We start from the raw sequence: 18,170 nt of genomic DNA on the forward strand, positions 1-18,170 counted from the left end.
GTCGTAGATGATAAGTACTCTTAATTGAGAGTAAAGCTCATTAACTTTCTAAACATTCCTCGGCCATTGGCAGCACGATATGCAGGCACAACCCTGGCTGGGCGTTGCTGGCCCACAGTCGACCTCCTTGCAGTTCGACGGCGCGACGGGCGATGGCCAGCCCCAGGCCGAAACCGGCGCCGCTTTCGGGTAAACGCTGGTAAGGCTTGAAGATGCGTTCGAGGTCGGCCTCGGGCACGCCTGGGCCCTGGTCGTGCAGGCGCAGGTGCCAGTAATCACCCTCGCGCTGCCCGTCCAGGGTTATCACGCCACCGCTTGGCGAATGGCGGATAGCGTTGCGCAGCAGGTTTTCCAGGGCTTGGGCCAGGCTGTCGAGGTGCGCGCGTACCTCGCAGTGGGTGCCTAGCAAACAGGGCAGCTGTGTCGGCGCCCAGCCGCTTTCAAAGCAAGCGTCTTCGCACAGCGCTTCCCAGACGGACAGCACCAGGACCGGTTCGGTGGGCAACTGCGGTTGCTCGGTGTCCATCCAGGCCAGGTCGAGGGTATCTACCAGCAGCTTTTGCATGTCGTCCACCTCCCGCCCCAGGCGTTCGCGCAGTTGCTCGGGTGCAAGATTGCTGTCATGGGCGATGCGCAGCCGTGCCAGCGGCGTGCGCAATTCGTGAGACAAGGTGCGCAGCAGCAGGCGCTGCTGCTCCAGGCTTTGGCGCAGGCGTCCGGCCATGTGTTCGAAAGCCTGGGCCAGCTCACCCAGTTCGTCACGTCGTTCCTGCAGGGGTAGGCCGGGGCTGTCGAGGTTGTCGGCGCGCAGGGCGTCGGCGCGGTCGCGCAAGCGGTTGAGCGGGACCACCAGCTGCCGATAGAGGGCCAGGCCCAGTGCCAAGGCAAGCAGGGTGGGGGCTACACCGTGGGTGATGATGTGGGTCCAGGGTGTCAGGCCGGTGGGCAGCAGGTGTTCGGGTAACTGCATGACAAGGCGCCCGTCCTCCGGGTGCTCGGGAAAGGCAATGCTGACGTACGGCAGCTCATCCTGCAGGCGGCGACTCATGGGCCAGTCGAGCTTGCGCATGAACGTCAGGTGGCTGGCTTCTTCGGCGCTTAGCGGTGTGCTGCCGAGGCTCTCCAGGCGCGGGCCGATCAGGGCGATCCAGGTGCTTTCGTCCGCTGCCAGCTGGCGTCGATACGCCTCGGCGCCAGCTGCGCCGCCCTTGCGCCAGGCCGCTTCAGCTTGTTGCGCGTAGCGCGCCAGGTGCAGTTGTTCGGCCTGGCTGAGGAAGTAGGTGCTGCGTTCAACGGACAGGCCCCAGGTCCAGATCAGCCAGGTCAGCAGCAGGCAAAAGCCAACTTGCAGCGCGGCCAGCTTCCACAGCAGCGGGTGACGGCGCATCAAGGGGTTTCCGTGTCGACCAGGATGTAGCCCTGGCCGCGCACAGCCTGGATCTGCAAGTGCTGCGCGCCAATGTTGGCAAGTTTGCGGCGCAAGTTGCATACATGCACGTCCAGGCCGCGATCAAGGCGGGTGAAGGCACGGTGCAGCACGGTCTGATAAAGGAAAGCCTTGCTCAGGGCTTCGCCCGGGTGAGCGCGCAAGGTGGCGAACAAGCGGTATTCGGAGCCGGTAAGGCCGGCATTGCGGCCCTGGTGAACAACATCCTGGGCATACTCGTCGAGGGTCAGGTCGTCTTCGCTGCGGGCATCGGCGTGGCGCCGGTCCAGCGCCACGCGGCGCAGCAGTGCATCGACCCGCGCATCGAGCTCGGCCAGGCTGAACGGTTTGGGTAAATAGTCGTCAGCGCCGCGGGTGAACCCGCTGATGCGGTCCTGCTCCGCACCCAGGGCCGACATCAGCATCACCGGGGCCGTTTGGTGGCGGCGCAGCGCGTCCAGCAGGCTGAGGCCGTCTACGCCTGGCAGCATGATGTCCAGCAGCAACAGGTCAAAACGGCTCTGGTGCAGGGCGCTCAGGGCTTGAGTGCCGCTTTCACAGGCTGTGACGCTGAATCCGCGGTGCTGGAAGTGGCGTTGCAGATCCTGACGCAGGTGCGGATCGTCTTCGGCGAGGAGGAGGGTGGAGGACACGGAATGGCCTTTAATGAGAATTCGTTGCAATTACGAATCATCCCATTTCCGGCGTCGAAGCAGCAATGCCTAATGCTCAAAAGCGCGTACCCCATATAATGAACGGCATTTTCCAGTACAAGTCCGGTGTTCATCGTTGACTTGCTTGCGGTGCACTGGTGACAACTACATAAAAGCTGATAGATTTCAGCCGGTTGAGGCCGTGGCCAACGGCAAGGTAGTGAGGACCGCTTGATGATTTCAAAAGAACGCCAGGCCAGCGCGTTGCAGCGCTTTGCCGCCGCCAATCCGCAGCTACTGGAAGAAATTGCCGGGCTCAGCGCCCATGAGCAGCAGCAACAGATCGAATGGGCGTTCGAGGATGCGGCGCAGGAGCAGGGGCTTGAACCTTGGGAATTGACCCTGCAACTGATTGCCAGCTCCGACGCGGAACTCCAGGCCATGCGACTTGAAGTGCATCGGCAGGTCGCTGAAGCACTGGGCATGGAATGGGAAGAATATTGCAGCATCAACGAGATCGACGGCACGGCCCCCTGAGGCTGACCTTGGGTTTTGTAGTGTTTTGACAAGTATTTCTGGCTGCCTGAGGCCGGGTTCGCCATCTTGATCGGAGGTGGCGTCCAGGCCCTGGGTGGCGGGTCTTGAGCACCCCCGGACAGGGTTTTGGCCGGGGGTTATAAATGAAATGGACCGGCGTGCTTTCCCGTCGTCTTGAACGGGGTGACTTCTGGCCTTTGAGCCACTAGAATGCTTGCCCTTGATTCTGGAGTCGGGTATCGCCGGCTAACGTCTGTGCAACGAGGAATATCCATGCAAGTTTCTGTTGAAAATACTTCTGCTCTCGAGCGTCGCATGACCATCGCCGTTCCGGCAGAGCGCGTCGAGACCGAAGTCAACAAGCGTCTGCAACAGACTGCCCGTCGCGCCAAGGTTCCAGGCTTCCGTCCTGGCAAAGTGCCGATGAGCGTGATCCGTCAGCGTTACGAAGATGCAGCCCGCCAGGAAGCCTTCGGCGATCTGGTTCAGGCTTCCTTCTACGAAGCTGTGGTTGAGCAGAAGCTGAACCCGGCTGGCGCTCCTGCCGTCGAGCCAAAGTCGTTCGAAAAAGGCAAGGACCTGGAATACGTTGCCACCTTCGAAGTATTCCCTGAGTTCACCGTTGCCGGTTTCGACTCGATCGCTGTCGAGCGCCTGAGCGCCGAAGTGGCTGATGCCGACCTGGACAACATGCTGGAAGTACTGCGCAAGCAGAACGTCCGCTTTGAAGCCGTTGAGCGCGCTGCCCAGAACGAAGACCAGCTGAACATCGATTTCGTCGGCAAGGTCGACGGTGAAGTGTTCGCCGGCGGTTCGGCCAAAGGCACCCAGCTGGTACTGGGTTCCGGCCGCATGATCCCGGGCTTCGAAGAAGGCCTGGTTGGCGCCAAAGCCGGTGAAGAGCGCGTTCTGAACCTGTCCTTCCCTGAGGACTACCAGAACCTGGACCTGGCTGGCAAAGCCGCCGAGTTCACCGTTACCGTCAACAGCGTTTCCGAGCCTAAGCTGCCTGAGCTGACCGAAGAGTTCTTCGCCCAGTTCGGCATCAAGGAAGCTTCGCTGGAAGGTTTCCGCACCGAAGTTCGCAAGAACATGGAGCGTGAACTGCGTCAGGCCATCAAGACCAAGGTCAAGAACCAGGTAATGGACGGCCTGCTGGCTGCCAACCCGATCGAAGTGCCTAAAGCACTGCTGGAAAACGAAGTGAACCGCCTGCGCGTTCAAGCTGTTCAGCAGTTCGGTGGCAACATCAAGCCTGAGCAACTGCCGGCTGAGCTGTTCGAAGAACAAGCCAAGCGCCGCGTAGTGCTGGGTCTGATCGTTGCTGAAGTGGTCAAGCAAAACGACCTGAAGCCAGACGAAGATCGCGTTCGCGAAATGATCCAGGAAATGGCTTCGGCCTACCAGGAGCCAGAGCAAGTCGTGGCTTGGTACTACAAGAACGACCAACAGCTGAACGAAGTACGTTCGGTTGTGCTGGAAGAACAAGTTGTGGATACTGTTCTGCAGAAAGCGACTGTGACCGATAAATCGGTCTCGTACGAAGAAGCCATCAAGCCAGTGCAGGCTCCTGCCGCTGACTGATTGTTTCTCTCGTAGGAAAAACACCACAAGCCAGCCTTCGAGCTGGCTTGTGCGTATTCAAGACATGACTATTTGGGAGTGAGTGCAGGACATGTCCCGCAATTCTTATTATCAGCAGAGCTCTGACATCCAGGCCGCAGGCGGCCTGGTCCCGATGGTTATCGAGCAATCCGCTCGTGGCGAACGTGCCTACGACATCTACTCGCGCCTTTTGAAGGAGCGGGTGATCTTTCTGGTCGGCCCGGTAGAGGACTACATGGCCAACCTGATCGCGGCGCAGTTGCTGTTCCTTGAAGCGGAAAACCCGGACAAGGATATCCATCTCTACATCAACTCGCCGGGTGGTTCGGTGACTGCAGGTATGTCGATCTACGACACCATGCAGTTCATCAAGCCAGACGTGTCCACCACCTGCATCGGTCAGGCGTGCTCCATGGGTGCATTCCTGCTGGCTGCCGGTGCCAAGGGCAAGCGTCACTGCCTGCCAAACTCGCGCGTGATGATTCACCAGCCGCTGGGTGGTTTCCAGGGCCAGGCGACGGACATCGAAATCCACGCCAAGGAAATTCTCTCCATCAAGTCGCGGTTGAACGAGCTGCTGGCCTACCACACTGGCCAGGACCTCGAAACCATCAAGCGCGACACCGAGCGCGACAACTTCATGAGCGCCCAGCGTGCTGCCGAGTACGGTCTGATCGACTCGGTACACGAAAAGCGTCAAATGGCTGTCTGATCAAGGTGTCAAAGCAGGTGGCGGGTTTTTCCCGCCACCTGTGGACTTGAAAAAGCCCGCATTTGCCTTCATCTTGTGTTGCAAGCCTACCGGATTGGATCGATCGAATGACTGACACCCGTAACGGCGAGGACAACGGCAAATTGCTCTATTGCTCCTTCTGCGGCAAAAGCCAGCATGAAGTGCGCAAGTTGATTGCCGGCCCCTCGGTATTTATCTGCGACGAGTGCGTCGACCTGTGCAACGACATCATCCGTGAGGAGGTGCAGGAAGCCCAGGCCGAAAGCAGCGCGCATAAACTGCCTTCGCCGAAAGAAATCAGCACCATCCTGGACCAGTATGTCATCGGTCAGGAGCGTGCGAAAAAGGTACTGGCGGTAGCGGTGTACAACCACTACAAGCGCCTGAACCAACGCGACAAGAAGAACGACGACGTCGAGCTCGGCAAGAGTAACATCCTGCTGATCGGTCCGACGGGCTCGGGTAAAACCCTGCTCGCCGAAACCCTCGCGCGTCTGTTGAATGTCCCGTTCACCATCGCCGATGCCACCACCCTGACCGAAGCCGGTTATGTGGGTGAAGACGTCGAGAACATCATTCAGAAGCTGCTGCAAAAGTGCGACTACGACGTGGAAAAGGCCCAGATGGGCATTGTCTACATCGACGAAATCGACAAGATCTCGCGCAAGTCGGACAACCCGTCCATTACCCGTGACGTTTCGGGTGAGGGCGTGCAGCAGGCGTTGCTCAAGCTGATCGAAGGCACGGTTGCCTCGGTTCCGCCGCAAGGTGGCCGCAAGCATCCGCAGCAGGAATTCCTGCAGGTCGATACGCGCAACATCCTGTTTATCTGTGGCGGTGCGTTCTCTGGCCTGGAAAAGGTCATCCAGAACCGTTCCACCCGCGGCGGCATCGGCTTTGGTGCCGAAGTACGCAGCAAGCAGGAAGGCAAGAAAGTTGGCGAATCGCTGCGTGAGGTTGAACCTGACGATCTGGTCAAGTTCGGTCTGATTCCAGAATTCGTCGGTCGTTTGCCGGTGCTCGCCACCCTCGACGAGCTCGATGAAGCTGCCTTGATGCAGATTCTCACCGAGCCGAAGAACGCGCTCACCAAGCAGTATGCCAAGCTGTTCGAAATGGAAGGCGTCGACCTCGAGTTCCGTAGCGATGCGCTCAAGTCCGTGGCCCGCAAGGCCCTGGAGCGTAAAACCGGAGCACGTGGCCTGCGTTCGATCCTCGAGGGCATCCTGCTCGACACCATGTACGAGATTCCTTCGCAGAAGGATGTCAGCAAGGTGGTGATCGACGAGAGCGTCATCGATGGCACTTCGCAGCCGCTGTTGATCTACGAAAACAGCGAGCCGCAAGCCAAAGCTGCACCTGACGTCTGAGCCTCCAAACGGCTCGAATCAGCAAGGGGCCTTCGGGCCCCTTTGCTTTTCCTGTCGTAGAGCTTGTTTTTTTGCGGGGCTGCCCCCACATTAAACCCACGCTCAAATTCCACCGGTTTCCGGCCACAAGGCCGCTGTAGAGGCGAAATCATGAAGACCACCCTCGACTTGCCTCTTTTGCCATTGCGCGATGTCGTCGTCTATCCGCACATGGTTATCCCACTGTTCGTGGGGCGCGAGAAGTCCATCGAAGCCCTCGAGGCCGCAATGACGGGCGAGAAGCAGATCCTTCTGCTTGCCCAGAAGAACCCCGCTGACGACGATCCAGGCGAAGATGCCCTGTACCGCGTCGGTACCATTGCCACTGTGCTGCAACTGCTCAAACTGCCTGATGGCACCGTCAAGGTGCTGGTCGAGGGTGAGCAACGCGGTGCGGTAGAGCGTTTCAACGAAGTCGACGGCCATATTCGCGCCGAAGTATCGTTGATCGACGAGTCGCAGACCGCCGAGCGCGAGTCTGAAGTCTTCGTTCGTAGCTTGCTGTCACAATTTGAGCAGTATGTTCAGCTGGGCAAGAAAGTCCCAGCTGAAGTCCTGTCGTCGCTCAACAGCATCGATGAGCCGGGGCGCCTGGTCGACACCATGGCCGCGCACATGGCCCTGAAGATCGAGCAGAAACAGGAAATCCTCGAGATTCTCGACCTGGCCACCCGTGTCGAGCATGTCATGGCACTGCTGGACGCCGAAATCGACCTGTTGCAGGTCGAGAAGCGCATCCGTGGTCGCGTCAAAAAACAGATGGAGCGCAGTCAGCGCGAGTACTACCTGAATGAGCAGATGAAGGCCATTCAGAAAGAGCTCGGCGACAGCGAAGAAGGTCACAACGAAGTCGAAGAGCTGAAAAAGCGTCTCGACGCCGCGGGCCTGCCCAAAGATGCCTATGCCAAGGCCCAGGCTGAGCTGAACAAGCTCAAACAGATGTCGCCGATGTCGGCTGAAGCCACTGTCGTGCGTTCTTACCTGGACTGGCTGGTGCAGGTGCCGTGGAAGGCCCAGAGCAAAGTGCGTCTGGATCTGGCCAAGGCCGAGGAAATCCTCGACGCCGACCATTACGGTCTGGAAGAGGTCAAGGAACGCATCCTCGAGTACCTCGCCGTGCAGAAGCGGGTAAAGAAAATCCGTGGCCCTGTGCTGTGCCTGGTCGGGCCTCCGGGCGTGGGTAAAACCTCCCTGGCCGAATCGATTGCCAGCGCGACCAACCGCAAGTTCGTGCGCATGGCGCTGGGTGGCGTGCGTGACGAAGCCGAGATTCGTGGTCACCGGCGTACCTACATCGGCTCGATGCCGGGTCGCCTGATTCAGAAAATGACCAAGGTGGGCGTACGCAACCCGCTGTTCCTGCTCGATGAAATCGACAAGATGGGCAGCGATATGCGTGGCGATCCGGCCTCGGCGTTGCTCGAGGTGCTCGATCCCGAGCAGAACCACAACTTCAACGATCACTATCTGGAAGTCGACTACGACCTGTCCGATGTGATGTTCCTCTGCACCTCCAACTCGATGAACATCCCGCCAGCACTGCTGGACCGGATGGAAGTCATTCGTCTGCCGGGTTACACCGAAGATGAAAAAATCAACATTGCGGTCAAGTACCTGACACCCAAGCAAATCAAGGCCAACGGCCTGAAGAAGGGTGAGCTGGACGTCGATGTCACGGCAATTCGCGACATCATCCGCTACTACACCCGCGAAGCCGGTGTACGGGGCCTGGAACGTCAGATCGCGAAGATCTGCCGCAAGGTGGTCAAGGAGCATGCCGGGCTCAAGCAGGTGGCCGTCAAGGTCACTGGCGAGCAGCTGGAGCACTTCCTCGGGGTGCGCAAGTTCCGTTACGGCCTGGCCGAGCAGCAGGATCAGGTAGGCCAGGTAACCGGCCTGGCCTGGACCCAGGTCGGTGGCGAGTTGCTGACCATCGAAGCCGCAGTGATTCCGGGCAAGGGCCAGTTGATCAAGACCGGTTCCCTGGGTGATGTGATGGTCGAGTCGATCACCGCTGCACAGACCGTCGTTCGCAGCCGTGCTAAAAGCCTGGGTATTCCGGCCGATTTCCACGAGAAACGCGACACCCACATTCACATGCCGGAAGGTGCTACGCCCAAGGATGGTCCAAGTGCCGGTATCGGCATGTGCACCGCCCTGGTGTCGGCGCTGACGCAGATTCCGGTGCGTGCCGATGTGGCCATGACGGGTGAAATTACCCTGCGTGGGCAGGTGCTGGCGATTGGTGGTTTGAAAGAGAAATTGCTCGCAGCGCACCGTGGTGGAATCAAGACGGTGATCATTCCTGAAGAGAATGTTCGCGATTTGAAGGAAATTCCTGAGAATATTAAGCAGGATCTTCAGATTAAACCGGTTAAATGGATTGACGAAGTCCTCCAAATTGCGCTGCAATACGCCCCGGAGCCCTTACCAGATGTGGCTCCAGAGATTGTCGCCAAGGATGAAAAGCGCGACAGCGATTCCAAGGAAAGAATTAGCACGCATTAGTACGTATTTGGCTGGGGGGCTTTCTTGACAGTATTTTCAGGCCCTTGTTATAAAGCGGCACTTAAGTGTCAACAGGCCACCCAGCGCTCGTTAAGCTTTTCATTACATACTTAGATACAAACTCAATAGAGATATAAGGGGACTTAGAGTGAACAAGTCGGAACTGATTGACGCTATCGCCGCATCTGCTGATATTTCGAAAGCCACCGCCGGCAAGGCGCTGGACGCAGTTATCGAGTCCGTCACCGGTGCCCTGAAGGCAGGTGATTCCGTGGTACTGGTTGGTTTCGGTACCTTCTCCGTTACCGATCGTCCTGCTCGTACCGGCCGCAACCCGCAAACCGGCAAGACTCTGGAAATCCCTGCTGCCAAGAAGCCTGGCTTCAAGGCTGGCAAGGCACTGAAAGAAGCCGTCAACTAAGTCACTTCCTTCAGGCTTACGCCTAACCGAGCCGGCTCATGCCAGGCTTGGCTACCGAAGGTCAGGGCGCGCTGAAAGGCTCCTGACCTTTGGTCGGTTACGAGAAGGCGCATCTTCGGATGCGCCTTTCTTCTATCAGGAATCTACCCACGCTCCACGGTTGGTTCATTCAGTACAACCGTTTCTGGGGGACGCATGCTGCAGAATATCAGGGACAATTCACAAGGTTGGATTGCCAAGACCATCATCGGTGTCATCGTAGCCTTGATGGCACTGACCGGCTTCGATGCCATCTTCCAGGCCACCACCCACAGCCAGGACGCTGCCAAGGTCAATGGTGAAACCATTAGCCAGAACGAGCTGAGCCAGGCCGTCGACATGCAACGTCGTCAGCTGATGCAACAGCTGGGCAAGGATTTCGATCCGTCGTTGCTCAACGAAAACATGCTGCGTGAGGCCGCACTCAAGGGCCTGATCGACCGCAAGCTGTTGCTTCAGGGCGCTGAAGACGCCAAGTTCTCCTTCTCCGAAGCCGCGCTTGACCAGGTAATCTTGCAGACGCCTGAATTCCAGCAGGATGGCAAGTTCAGCTCTGAGCGTTTCGATCAGGTGATTCGCCAGATGGGCTACAGCCGCATGCAGTTCCGCCAGATGCTGGCTCAGGAAATGCTGATCGGCCAACTGCGCGCGGGCCTCGCCGGCAGTGGTTTTGTCACCGATGACCAGGTCAATGCATTTGCCCGTCTGGAAAAGCAGACCCGTGATTTCGCTTCGCTGACTTTCAAGGCCGACCCGGCTGCGGTGAAGGTGACCGATGAGCAGATCAAGGCGCATTACGACGAGCACGCCAAAGAGTTCATGAGCCCGGAGCAGGTCGTTATCGACTACATCGAGCTGAAGAAGTCGTCGTTCTTTGACCAGGTCACTGTCAACGAAGACGAACTCAAGGCGCTGTACGAAAAAGAAATCGCCAACCTCGCCGAGCAGCGTCACGCCGCTCACATCCTCATCGAAGTCAACGACAAGGTGAACGAGGCTCAGGCCAAGGCCAAGATCGAAGAGATTTCGCAGCGTCTGGCCAAAGGTGAAGACTTTGCCGCACTGGCCAAAGAGTTCTCCCAGGACCCGGGTTCGGCCAACAATGGCGGTGACCTCGGCTTTGCCGGCCAGGGCGTCTATGACCCTACCTTCGAAGAGGCGCTGTATGCGCTGAACAAGGACCAGGTCTCGGCTCCGGTACGCACCGAATACGGTTTCCACCTGATCAAGCTGCTGGGTGTGCAGGCGCCAGAAGTGCCGAGCTTTGCCAGCCTGAAAGACAAGCTGACCCGTGAACTCAAGACCCAGCAGGTCGAGCAGCGCTTTGTCGAGGTGACCAAGCAGCTGGAAGACTCTGCGTTCGAAGCCTCCGACCTGGCCCAGCCAGCCCAGGAGCTGGGCTTGAAGGTTCAGACTGCGCCGGCATTCGGTCGTGAAGGCGGCGAAGGCATTACCGCCAACCGCGCCGTGATTCAGGCCGCGTACAGCCCTGAAGTGCTGGAAGAAGGTTCCAACAGCAGCGGTATCGAGCTGGACCCGGAAACCGTCGTTGTGTTGCGTGTGAAACAGCACCTCAAGCCTGAGCAGCTGGCGCTGGACGTGGTGTCGGACAGCATCCGCAAGCACCTGGCCCAGGAGCAGGCGACCGCCGCACTGAAAACCAAGGCCGACGCGCTGATCGCTGGCCTGCGTGACGGCAGCATCCCGCTGGCGGCTACCCAGGAAGGTCAAAGCTGGAAGGTCCAGGAAGCGGTCTCGCGCAGCCAGGAAGGCATTGATCCGGTCGAGCTGCAGGCCCTGTTCCGCATGAACAAGCCTGAAGCCAAGGACAAGCCTGTGTACAGCAGCGTTGCGCTGAACGATGGCAGCCTGGTTGTACTGCGTCTGAACGGCGTCAACGAAGGCTCGGCGGCCACCGAAGAAGAGAAAGCGGCGTACCGTCGTTTCCTCGCTTCGCGTGCCGGCCAGCAAGACTTTGCGGCCTACCGCAAACAGCTGGAAGCCAAGGCGGACATCACTCGTTACTGAGTGCCTGTCGCTGAAAACAGAAAAGGCCGCTTATGCGGCCTTTTCTGTTTTCAGGGGTGTGATTACTTCAAACATCCAACTCCAGCTTGGCTTCGATATGGTCCAGGTGCTGGTGCATCAGCGCCAGGGCAGTCTGCGCATCGCCCAGCTCCAGTGCATCGATGATCGCAGCGTGCTCCTGCCAGGCGCAGTGGCTGCAGGGGCGGGTTTCGTACTGGGCGATGATCAACGAAGTTTGCGGTACCAGGCCATTGAGAAAGCGCGTCAGCGGTGCATTGTCGGCAATCTCCGCGAGCTTGAGGTGGAACTCGCCCCCCAGGCGGATCGCGGTGCAACGCTGGCCTTGTTCGTGGTGCTGGCGCTCGCGAGCGACCAGGTCACGCAACTGCCGGATTTTGGCTGGGCGTGAGCGCTGGGCGGCCAGGGTGATCAGAGTGGTTTCTGCCAGACGCCGGGCGCTGAGGATCTGCCGTGCCTGTTGCGGGTCGGGCGCGGCCAGGCGCGCGGTGTGGCTGGGCCGCTGGACAATCACTTGCTGGTCGCACAGGCGCCCCAGCACGCGTCGGATCACCGTGCGGCTGACACCAAAAGCTTCACCCAGCGCCTGCTCGGGCAGGGCGCTGCCGGGGGCCAGGCGCTGTTCCAGAATGGCATCGAACAGGCGCGGGTAGATCTGCTCGGCGGACAAGCGTACTTCGCCGTGGACGAGCAGCGGGGGCAGGGTGGTCGCCGGGGCTTGGGCGCTGGTGTTCATCTCTGCTCTCCTGGGTCAGGCGACCGGGTGGTCGTCCGGTATGTTCAGTTCGATACCCATGCGCCGGCCTTCCTGGAGGATATGGTGGCGCATCTGGGTGCTGGCCTGGGCGCTGTTCTTGTTGCGGATGGCGCGCACCACGGCCTCGTTTTCTTCCAGGCGTGCGGCCAGGTGCTCGGGCGAGTTGCGCAGCACCGCAGCGCTTTGCTTGAGGGCGTTGCTGGTTTGTTGCACCACGCTCTGGAAGATCGGGTTGGCGGTCAGGGTGAACAGCTCTTCGTGGAAGGCGATGTAGGCGTTGACCCCGGCTTCGCTGTCCTGCGCCTCAAGGGCTTCGCGCATGTCCATCAGCGTCAGGCGTAGCTGGCCGATTTCCTTGCTGCTGATCGACTGGGCCACCAGGCCGACGATAAACGGCTCGAGGGTGTAGCGCAGCTGCAGCACGTCCTCCAGGCTGGCGTCGGCCACGCCGGTTTGCAGCGGCGTTTGCTCGGCGAGGTCGGCGTCCAGTACCAGTACCCCTTTGCCCGGCATCGAACGCACCAGGCCGAGGGTCTCCAGCACGGTCACGGCTTCGCGCAGGCTCGGGCGGCTGATGCCCAGTTGCTCGGCCAGCTCGCGCTGCCCCGGGAGCATTTCGCCGGTGCGCCACTGGCCACGGGCCAGGGCCTGGCGGAGTTTTTCCACCACTGAGTTCACTACGGTCGATGAAGTAATCACAGTTCACTCCATGAGAACACTTGCATGGTTTGCTCCTGTGGCCGGCAGGGGGGCTGCCGGCCGCATTGCTCAGAACTCTTGTTGATGGGCGGTCGGGGTTTTGCGCTGGGCAAAGCCGAAGCCCTGTTTGCCGGCCAGTACATTGTTGGCCCGCTCCATGTCGATATCGCCTTCCCAGCGGCCGATGGCGACAGTGGCCACGCAGTTGCCGATCAGGTTGGTCAGCGCCCGGCCAATGCCCATGAACCAGTCCACCGCCAGTACCAGCACCAGGCCGACCACCGGGATTGCCGGAATGGCAGTCAGGGTTGCGGCCAGAATGACCAGTGCCGATCCGGGAATACCGTGAGCCCCCTTGGAGGTGATCAACGACACCAGCAGGATGGTCAGCAGGTCGGTCATCGCCAGCGGGGTACCGGTAGCGTTGGCGATGAACACAATGGCCAGGGTCAGGTAGATCGAGAAACCGTCAAGGTTAAAGGAGTAACCGGTGGGAATCACCAGGCCAACGGTGGAATTGCCGATGCCCAGGTGCTCCAGTTTGCGCATGATCTGTGGCAGTACGGCATCGGAAGACGCGGTGCCGAGTACGATGGTCAGCTCTTCGCGCAGGTACTTGATGAACGGCAGGATGCGCAGGCCCGAGAGGCGCATGACGGTACCCAGGATCAGCAGCACGAAACCGGTGCAAGTCAGGTAGAACAGGGCGACCAGACCACCCAGGTGCTGCAGCGACTCCAGGCCGTACTTGCTGGTGGTGAAGGCGATGGCACCGAATACGCCCAGCGGTGCCAGGCGCACGATCATGCCCATGATGCGGAAGATGACGTGGCTCAGTTCGTTGATCAGTCTTGAAATGCCCGAAGCCGCTTCGCCGACCAGGTTCAGCGCGCTGCCGAACAGCACCGAGAACAGCAGCACTTGCAGGATGTTGTTGTCGGCAAAGGCACCGATGACCGAGGTCGGAATCAGATCCATGAGAAACGCGGCGGTACTGTGCATATGCTGGCCGCGTTCTGCCAGGTTGCCGGCCTCGGCACTGGCCAGTTGGTCGAGGTGAATGTTGGCGCCGCTGCCAATCCCTGAGGTAAAGGCAAACACCAGGCCGATGACCAGGGCGATGGTGGTGAGGATCTCGAAATAGATCACGGACTTGAGGCCGATCCGTCCGACCTTCTTCAGGTCACCTGCGCCGGAAATACCGCTGACCACGACGCAAAACACAATCAGCCCGATGAGCATCTTGATCAGTTTGATAAAGCCGTCGCCCAGGGGCTTTAGCTGCAGGGAAACTTCGGGAAAGCTGAGGCCGCAGGCGATGCCAAGCATCAGGCCGAGCACGACTTGGAGAAAGATCGAACGCGAGCACCATTTGAGCATGGGAGGGATCTCTGATCGGTGTCCTTGCTTCGATGCCCGGGGGCGAAAGAGCGGAGGACTTAATTATTGTGGTCTTACCGGTATGTCCAGTGCGTGCTGAGTGTAGGCGCGGGTTTTCGGCGTTGGCAAGGAATTCTTGGGACTTGACTGAGTGCGACAGGGAGGGTTTTTTAAAATCAGTGGCTTACAGCGAATAGGTCTGACGGGCGGCGTTGCGACGAGCAGCCGAGACAGCGTTCAAGCGACGTGTGAACGGCGCTTGATACTTGAAAGGGTAGGGGTGAATTTTAACTGGTCAGACCGGTTCGGCAGCGCAATTGCCGGGCGGGAAAGCGTGATGGGGGCGCGGAGTACGCCCCCTGTTGAATCAGCGCAGCTTACAGAGACACCAGCACATCACACCGGGATTCGTTAAGGACATGCTTGGTGATGCTCCCTATCAGCAGTTCTTCCAGGGCGCTTTCGCCCTGCTTGCCGATCACGATCAGGTCGCAGTCCAGTTCCAGCTCCTGCTCGACAATCCGCCAGGCGGGGTCGCCGTGTACCACGACCTGACGGGCACCGGACACCCCGGCGGCATCGCTCAATGCTGCCAGTTGTTCAATGGCGTCCTTGCGGATCACATTGCGGTAGTGGGTGAGGGTGTCCTGGTCAACATGGGCAAAGCGCATGCTGCCTTCGAAGGGCGCTTCGTACACGTGCAGGAGAATGATCTCGGCCTCTGGCGCAACCGCCTTGGCGATCTTGATCGCGCGCAGCGAAGACGGCGAAAAGTCGACCGGAACCAGCAAGCGGCGGTAGGCATCGCGGGGTGCGCTCTTGACCACCAGCATCGGGCAGAGCATGCGGCTGAGCATGCGTTGCACGGTAGAACCGAGCAGCAGGTGGCGGACCAGGCTCTGGCCCTTGGCCCCGCAGACCAGCAGGTCGCTGCGCCTGTCTTGCACGACGCGGGTGATTTCACTGACAACCGAGCCGGACGTAGCTTGAATGCCCGAGGCGATGTCGTAGCGCTGGAACAGCATGTCTGCCAGTTCGTGGGTTTTTTCCTTGGCGGTGTCCAGTGCGCGTTTGAGCAAGTCTTCATCCGGCACGACGATCTGTTTGAGGCGCTCAAAGGGTGCCGGATTGGCCACATAGAGCAGATCCAGCGATGCATCCCGCGCCTTGCTCAGCAGTGCAGCCCGCTCTGCTGCGTTGCGGGCGGGGGTGGACAGGTCGGTGGCGACCAGTACGTGGTTCAACGAGGTCATATGGGTCTCCCTATGCGGTGCTTGCACCTGAATCTATGGCGGTGCCTTGGGGCTCAAGGCGGTGGCCAGCTGTCGATCCGTTCCCTACGTTCAGTCATCGTCTCGCGTACTGAGCTTAGCGTGTTGATCTGTATCAAGGGTGTGGGGAGCGCCTTGCGGGTGCTACCTTCTGCATTTGCCCGCCGTTGACGAGTAAACCATGATCGAATTTCACAACATTACCGCCTACCAGCAAGAGACCCGGGTACTCGATGGGTTTTCCCTGCACATTGGCGCTGGCGAGAAAGTCGCCATCCTCGGCCCCAATGGTGCCGGCAAGAGCACCTTGCTCAAGCTGATCACCCGCGAGCTGTATCCGGTTGAGCGGGCAGGCAGCCACCTGAAGCTGTTCGGCAGCGACACCGTCAACCTCTGGCAATTGCGCAGCCGCCTGGGCTTTGTCTCCCAGGACCTGCAGGAAGACTACACGCCCTATACCCAGGCGCTGGATGTGGTGGTCTCCGGCTTCTTTGGCGCTATCGGCGCCCACGGTCATCTGCAGCCCAGCGACGAGCAACTGGAGCAGGCGCGGGCGCTGCTTGGCGTAGTGGAAATGGCGGGCCATGAACAGACGATGTTCCAGCGCCTGTCCACCGGCCAGAAACGACGCCTGCTGCTGGCCCGTGCACTGGTCCACCAGCCCCGCGCCCTGATCCTCGACGAGCCGGCCAATGGCCTGGACATGGGCGCGAGCCTGGGCATGCTCAAGTTGCTGCGCAGTTTCTGTGGTGACGACCATGCAATGATCATCACCACCCACCATATCGACGAGATCATCCCGGAGATCGATCGTGTGGTGCTGCTGAACCAGGGCCGTATTGTTGCCGATGGCCCCAAGGCCGACGTGCTCGACAGTGCCGCCCTGTCCGATCTCTACCAGACCAACCTGCGCATCAGCGAGCAGGATGGCTGGTACCGCTGCTGGCATGCCTGAAACACGCCGCCCCTCATACAGATCTATGGAGTAAACCCATGAAAGCCGCCATCGTTCACGACTTCGACCAGCCGCCACGCTACGGCGAGCTGGATGCACCGCAGGCGTTGCCAGGCGAAGTGCTGGTGCGCGTTCGCGCGGCGGCGCTCAGTCAGCTGGTCCGTGCCCAGGCCAGCGGCAAGCATTACAGCAGCGGCAAGACGCTACCAGTAGTGCCGGGTGCCGACGGCGTCGGTCTGCTTGCAGACGGCACCCGGGTCTACTTCGCCTTTCCCCGTGCCCCGATTGGCGCCATGGCCGAGGTGGTCGCTGTGGATGCGCGCAACGTTGTGGCCGTGCCGGATGACATCGACGACATCACGGCCGCCGCCATCGCCAACCCGGGCATGTCGTCCTGGGCGGCCTTGCAGGAGCGCGCGCACTTCAAGCCAGGCGAGCGGGTACTGATCAACGGCGCGGCCGGCACTTCCGGGCGTCTGGCGATTCAGGTGGCCAAGCACCTGGGCGCTTCACGGGTAGTGGCCACTGCCCGTAACCCCGCGGTGGAGGCGGAACTGCGTGCGTTGGGTGCGGATGACTTCATTCGTCTGGACCAGCCCGCCGAGCAGTTGACCGCTGCACTGCGCGAGGAAATTCAGGGGAGGGGAATCGACGTTGTCCTCGACTATCTGTGGGGCCAGCCGGCGGCGTGCATTCTCGATGCGCTGGTCAGCCACGGTAGCGGCAATGCCGCGCCACGCGTGCGTTTCGTCAACATCGGCGCATTGGCCGGGGCAACCCTGCCGCTCAGCCCCGGGGTGCTGCGCAGCTCCGGCCTGGAAATGCTGGGCAGCGGTCTGGGCAGCGTTTCCAACGAGGGACTGGTCAAGGTAGTGGGGCAATTACTGCAGGCAATCAAGCCGGCCAATCTCAAGGTAGAAGCCGAGGCCGTGCCGTTGAGTGAAGTCGAAGCGAGCTGGCAGCGCAGTGCAGCGGAGCGCATCGTCTTCGTGCTGTAAGCGGCTGTGAGTAGCTGAGTTCGCCCTGACGATTTTCCCTTCTCTGCTTTCGATTGAATCGATGCGGCCTTTTTCGCGGCCGCATCATTCCCCTTCCTCGGATAGTCCTTCCAACACCCATTGACGAACCGGTCAGTTAATTTTCTTTATAAATCAAATATTTATTTTAATAAATCGACATTTGGTCGCAGCGAAATAGGTCACGGCTGGTTACAAAATGTGATGTAATTCGTAGGGTTATTTGAACGACCAATCAAATCGTATTGCGCTTTCGCCAGAAACTCGCCGCTCGATTTTCAGAACGCAGTAAAGGGAGTTTCATCGTGCGTTTCAACCTGCCGGTCACCGCCATCGAGCAAACGTTTGGCGCGGATCAACGGCTCATTTCTGCCACCGATATCGCCAGTAACATCACTTATTGCAACGCCGAATTTGCCGCCATGAGTGGCTTTAGCCAGGCAGAACTGATCGGCAGCCCACACAATCTGGTACGCCACCCGGACATGCCGGCTGCGGTGTTCGAGCAAATGTGGCACTACCTCAAGGCCGGCCAGAGCTGGATGGGGATCGTCAAGAACCGCTGCAAGAACGGCAACTTCTATTGGGTCAGCGCCTATGTCACCCCGATTCTGGAAAACGGCCGGGTGGTTGGTTATGAATCGGTCCGGGTCAAGCCGACCCGTGAACAGGTGCGCCGCGCCGAAGCGTTGTATGCACGTTTGCGCGAAGGCAA

General features: G+C 59.8%; 15 protein-coding genes and 1 pseudogene. 10 read left to right on the plus strand and 6 right to left on the minus strand.

Translation table 11 applies throughout. From position 1 onward, the window contains the following. Positions 1–40 precede the first annotated feature (40 nt). Both DM813_RS16850 and DM813_RS16855 read right to left on the minus strand, forming a co-directional pair. Positions 41–1,387: a HAMP domain-containing sensor histidine kinase gene (locus DM813_RS16850; RefSeq protein ID WP_128324519.1), complete on the minus strand. Its 1,347-nt coding sequence runs from the start codon at positions 1,385–1,387 to the stop codon at positions 41–43. Continuing rightward, entirely contained in the window at positions 1,387–2,079 is a 693-nt protein-coding gene (locus DM813_RS16855; RefSeq protein ID WP_128324520.1) for a response regulator transcription factor, read from the minus strand. Before DM813_RS16855 ends, DM813_RS16850 begins: the two co-directional genes overlap by 1 nt. A gap of 234 nt (positions 2,080–2,313) precedes the next feature. Between DM813_RS16855 and DM813_RS16860 the strand changes: the two genes are divergently transcribed. From DM813_RS16860 to DM813_RS16890, 7 genes are all read left to right on the plus strand, one after another. Next, on the plus strand, positions 2,314–2,616 hold the full coding sequence (locus tag DM813_RS16860) for a DUF6388 family protein (RefSeq protein WP_128324521.1): 303 nt from the start codon (positions 2,314–2,316) through the stop codon (positions 2,614–2,616). Between the two features lie 273 nt (positions 2,617–2,889). Next, a complete protein-coding gene (tig, locus tag DM813_RS16865) occupies positions 2,890–4,200 on the plus strand; it encodes a trigger factor (RefSeq protein WP_128324522.1) in 1,311 nt (436 codons plus the stop codon). A 91-nt stretch (positions 4,201–4,291) separates the two neighbouring features. Then, positions 4,292–4,933, plus strand: a complete 642-nt coding sequence (gene clpP, locus DM813_RS16870; RefSeq protein WP_128324523.1) for an ATP-dependent Clp endopeptidase proteolytic subunit ClpP — start codon at positions 4,292–4,294, stop codon at positions 4,931–4,933. A gap of 107 nt (positions 4,934–5,040) precedes the next feature. After that, complete coding sequence (gene clpX, locus DM813_RS16875) at positions 5,041–6,324, plus strand: ATP-dependent Clp protease ATP-binding subunit ClpX (RefSeq protein ID WP_128324524.1); 1,284 nt, start codon at positions 5,041–5,043, stop codon at positions 6,322–6,324. Positions 6,325–6,474: 150 nt separating this feature from the next. Continuing rightward, positions 6,475–8,871: an endopeptidase La gene (gene lon, locus DM813_RS16880; RefSeq protein WP_128324525.1), complete on the plus strand. Its 2,397-nt coding sequence runs from the start codon at positions 6,475–6,477 to the stop codon at positions 8,869–8,871. Between the two features lie 148 nt (positions 8,872–9,019). Further along, positions 9,020–9,292 (plus strand): HU family DNA-binding protein, encoded by a 273-nt coding sequence (locus DM813_RS16885; protein ID WP_128324526.1) that lies wholly within the window; start codon positions 9,020–9,022, stop codon positions 9,290–9,292. Positions 9,293–9,487: 195 nt separating this feature from the next. After that, positions 9,488–11,359: a SurA N-terminal domain-containing protein gene (locus tag DM813_RS16890; RefSeq protein ID WP_128324527.1), complete on the plus strand. Its 1,872-nt coding sequence runs from the start codon at positions 9,488–9,490 to the stop codon at positions 11,357–11,359. 67 nt (positions 11,360–11,426) lie between these two features. On the opposite strand, the gene DM813_RS16895 is transcribed toward DM813_RS16890, so the two are convergent. From DM813_RS16895 to DM813_RS16910, 4 genes are all read right to left on the minus strand, one after another. Continuing rightward, a complete protein-coding gene (locus DM813_RS16895; protein WP_128324528.1) occupies positions 11,427–12,113 on the minus strand; it encodes a GntR family transcriptional regulator in 687 nt (228 codons plus the stop codon). A 15-nt stretch (positions 12,114–12,128) separates the two neighbouring features. Next, entirely contained in the window at positions 12,129–12,833 is a 705-nt protein-coding gene (locus DM813_RS16900) for a FadR/GntR family transcriptional regulator (RefSeq protein WP_128324529.1), read from the minus strand. Positions 12,834–12,902: 69 nt separating this feature from the next. Then, complete coding sequence (locus DM813_RS16905; RefSeq protein WP_128324530.1) at positions 12,903–14,213, minus strand: C4-dicarboxylate transporter DctA; 1,311 nt, start codon at positions 14,211–14,213, stop codon at positions 12,903–12,905. 377 nt (positions 14,214–14,590) lie between these two features. Beyond that, positions 14,591–15,466 (minus strand): universal stress protein, encoded by an 876-nt coding sequence (locus tag DM813_RS16910; protein ID WP_128324531.1) that lies wholly within the window; start codon positions 15,464–15,466, stop codon positions 14,591–14,593. 199 nt (positions 15,467–15,665) lie between these two features. On the opposite strand from DM813_RS16910, the gene DM813_RS16915 reads away from it, so the two are divergent. From DM813_RS16915 to DM813_RS29035, 3 genes and pseudogenes are all read left to right on the plus strand, one after another. Continuing rightward, positions 15,666–16,439 carry an ABC transporter ATP-binding protein gene (locus tag DM813_RS16915; RefSeq protein WP_128324532.1) on the plus strand — a complete coding sequence of 258 codons (774 nt, stop codon included), beginning with the start codon at positions 15,666–15,668 and terminating at the stop codon, positions 16,437–16,439. A 38-nt stretch (positions 16,440–16,477) separates the two neighbouring features. After that, a complete protein-coding gene (locus DM813_RS16920) occupies positions 16,478–17,437 on the plus strand; it encodes a quinone oxidoreductase family protein (RefSeq protein WP_128324533.1) in 960 nt (319 codons plus the stop codon). Between the two features lie 440 nt (positions 17,438–17,877). Next, positions 17,878–18,042, plus strand: a pseudogene (locus DM813_RS29035) (PAS domain-containing protein); the annotation flags it as partial. Positions 18,043–18,170: the final 128 nt, after the last annotated feature.

The sequence above is a fragment of the Pseudomonas alkylphenolica genome, from assembly GCF_004025535.1.
Taxonomy (GTDB): domain Bacteria; phylum Pseudomonadota; class Gammaproteobacteria; order Pseudomonadales; family Pseudomonadaceae; genus Aquipseudomonas; species Aquipseudomonas alkylphenolica_A.

What these genes read in the sequence shown, in the direction of transcription:
- DM813_RS16850 (WP_128324519.1), bottom strand. Translation starts at nt 1,387, where the DNA reads ATGCGCCGTCACCCGCTGCTGTGGAAGCTGGCCGCGCTGCAAGTTGGC.
- DM813_RS16860 (WP_128324521.1), top strand. Translation starts at nt 2,314, where the DNA reads ATGATTTCAAAAGAACGCCAGGCCAGCGCGTTGCAGCGCTTTGCCGCC.
- tig (WP_128324522.1), top strand. Translation starts at nt 2,890, where the DNA reads ATGCAAGTTTCTGTTGAAAATACTTCTGCTCTCGAGCGTCGCATGACC.
- clpP (WP_128324523.1), top strand. Translation starts at nt 4,292, where the DNA reads ATGTCCCGCAATTCTTATTATCAGCAGAGCTCTGACATCCAGGCCGCA.
- clpX (WP_128324524.1), top strand. Translation starts at nt 5,041, where the DNA reads ATGACTGACACCCGTAACGGCGAGGACAACGGCAAATTGCTCTATTGC.
- lon (WP_128324525.1), top strand. Translation starts at nt 6,475, where the DNA reads ATGAAGACCACCCTCGACTTGCCTCTTTTGCCATTGCGCGATGTCGTC.
- DM813_RS16890 (WP_128324527.1), top strand. Translation starts at nt 9,488, where the DNA reads ATGCTGCAGAATATCAGGGACAATTCACAAGGTTGGATTGCCAAGACC.
- DM813_RS16895 (WP_128324528.1), bottom strand. Translation starts at nt 12,113, where the DNA reads ATGAACACCAGCGCCCAAGCCCCGGCGACCACCCTGCCCCCGCTGCTC.
- DM813_RS16905 (WP_128324530.1), bottom strand. Translation starts at nt 14,213, where the DNA reads ATGCTCAAATGGTGCTCGCGTTCGATCTTTCTCCAAGTCGTGCTCGGC.
- DM813_RS16910 (WP_128324531.1), bottom strand. Translation starts at nt 15,466, where the DNA reads ATGACCTCGTTGAACCACGTACTGGTCGCCACCGACCTGTCCACCCCC.
- DM813_RS16915 (WP_128324532.1), top strand. Translation starts at nt 15,666, where the DNA reads ATGATCGAATTTCACAACATTACCGCCTACCAGCAAGAGACCCGGGTA.
- DM813_RS16920 (WP_128324533.1), top strand. Translation starts at nt 16,478, where the DNA reads ATGAAAGCCGCCATCGTTCACGACTTCGACCAGCCGCCACGCTACGGC.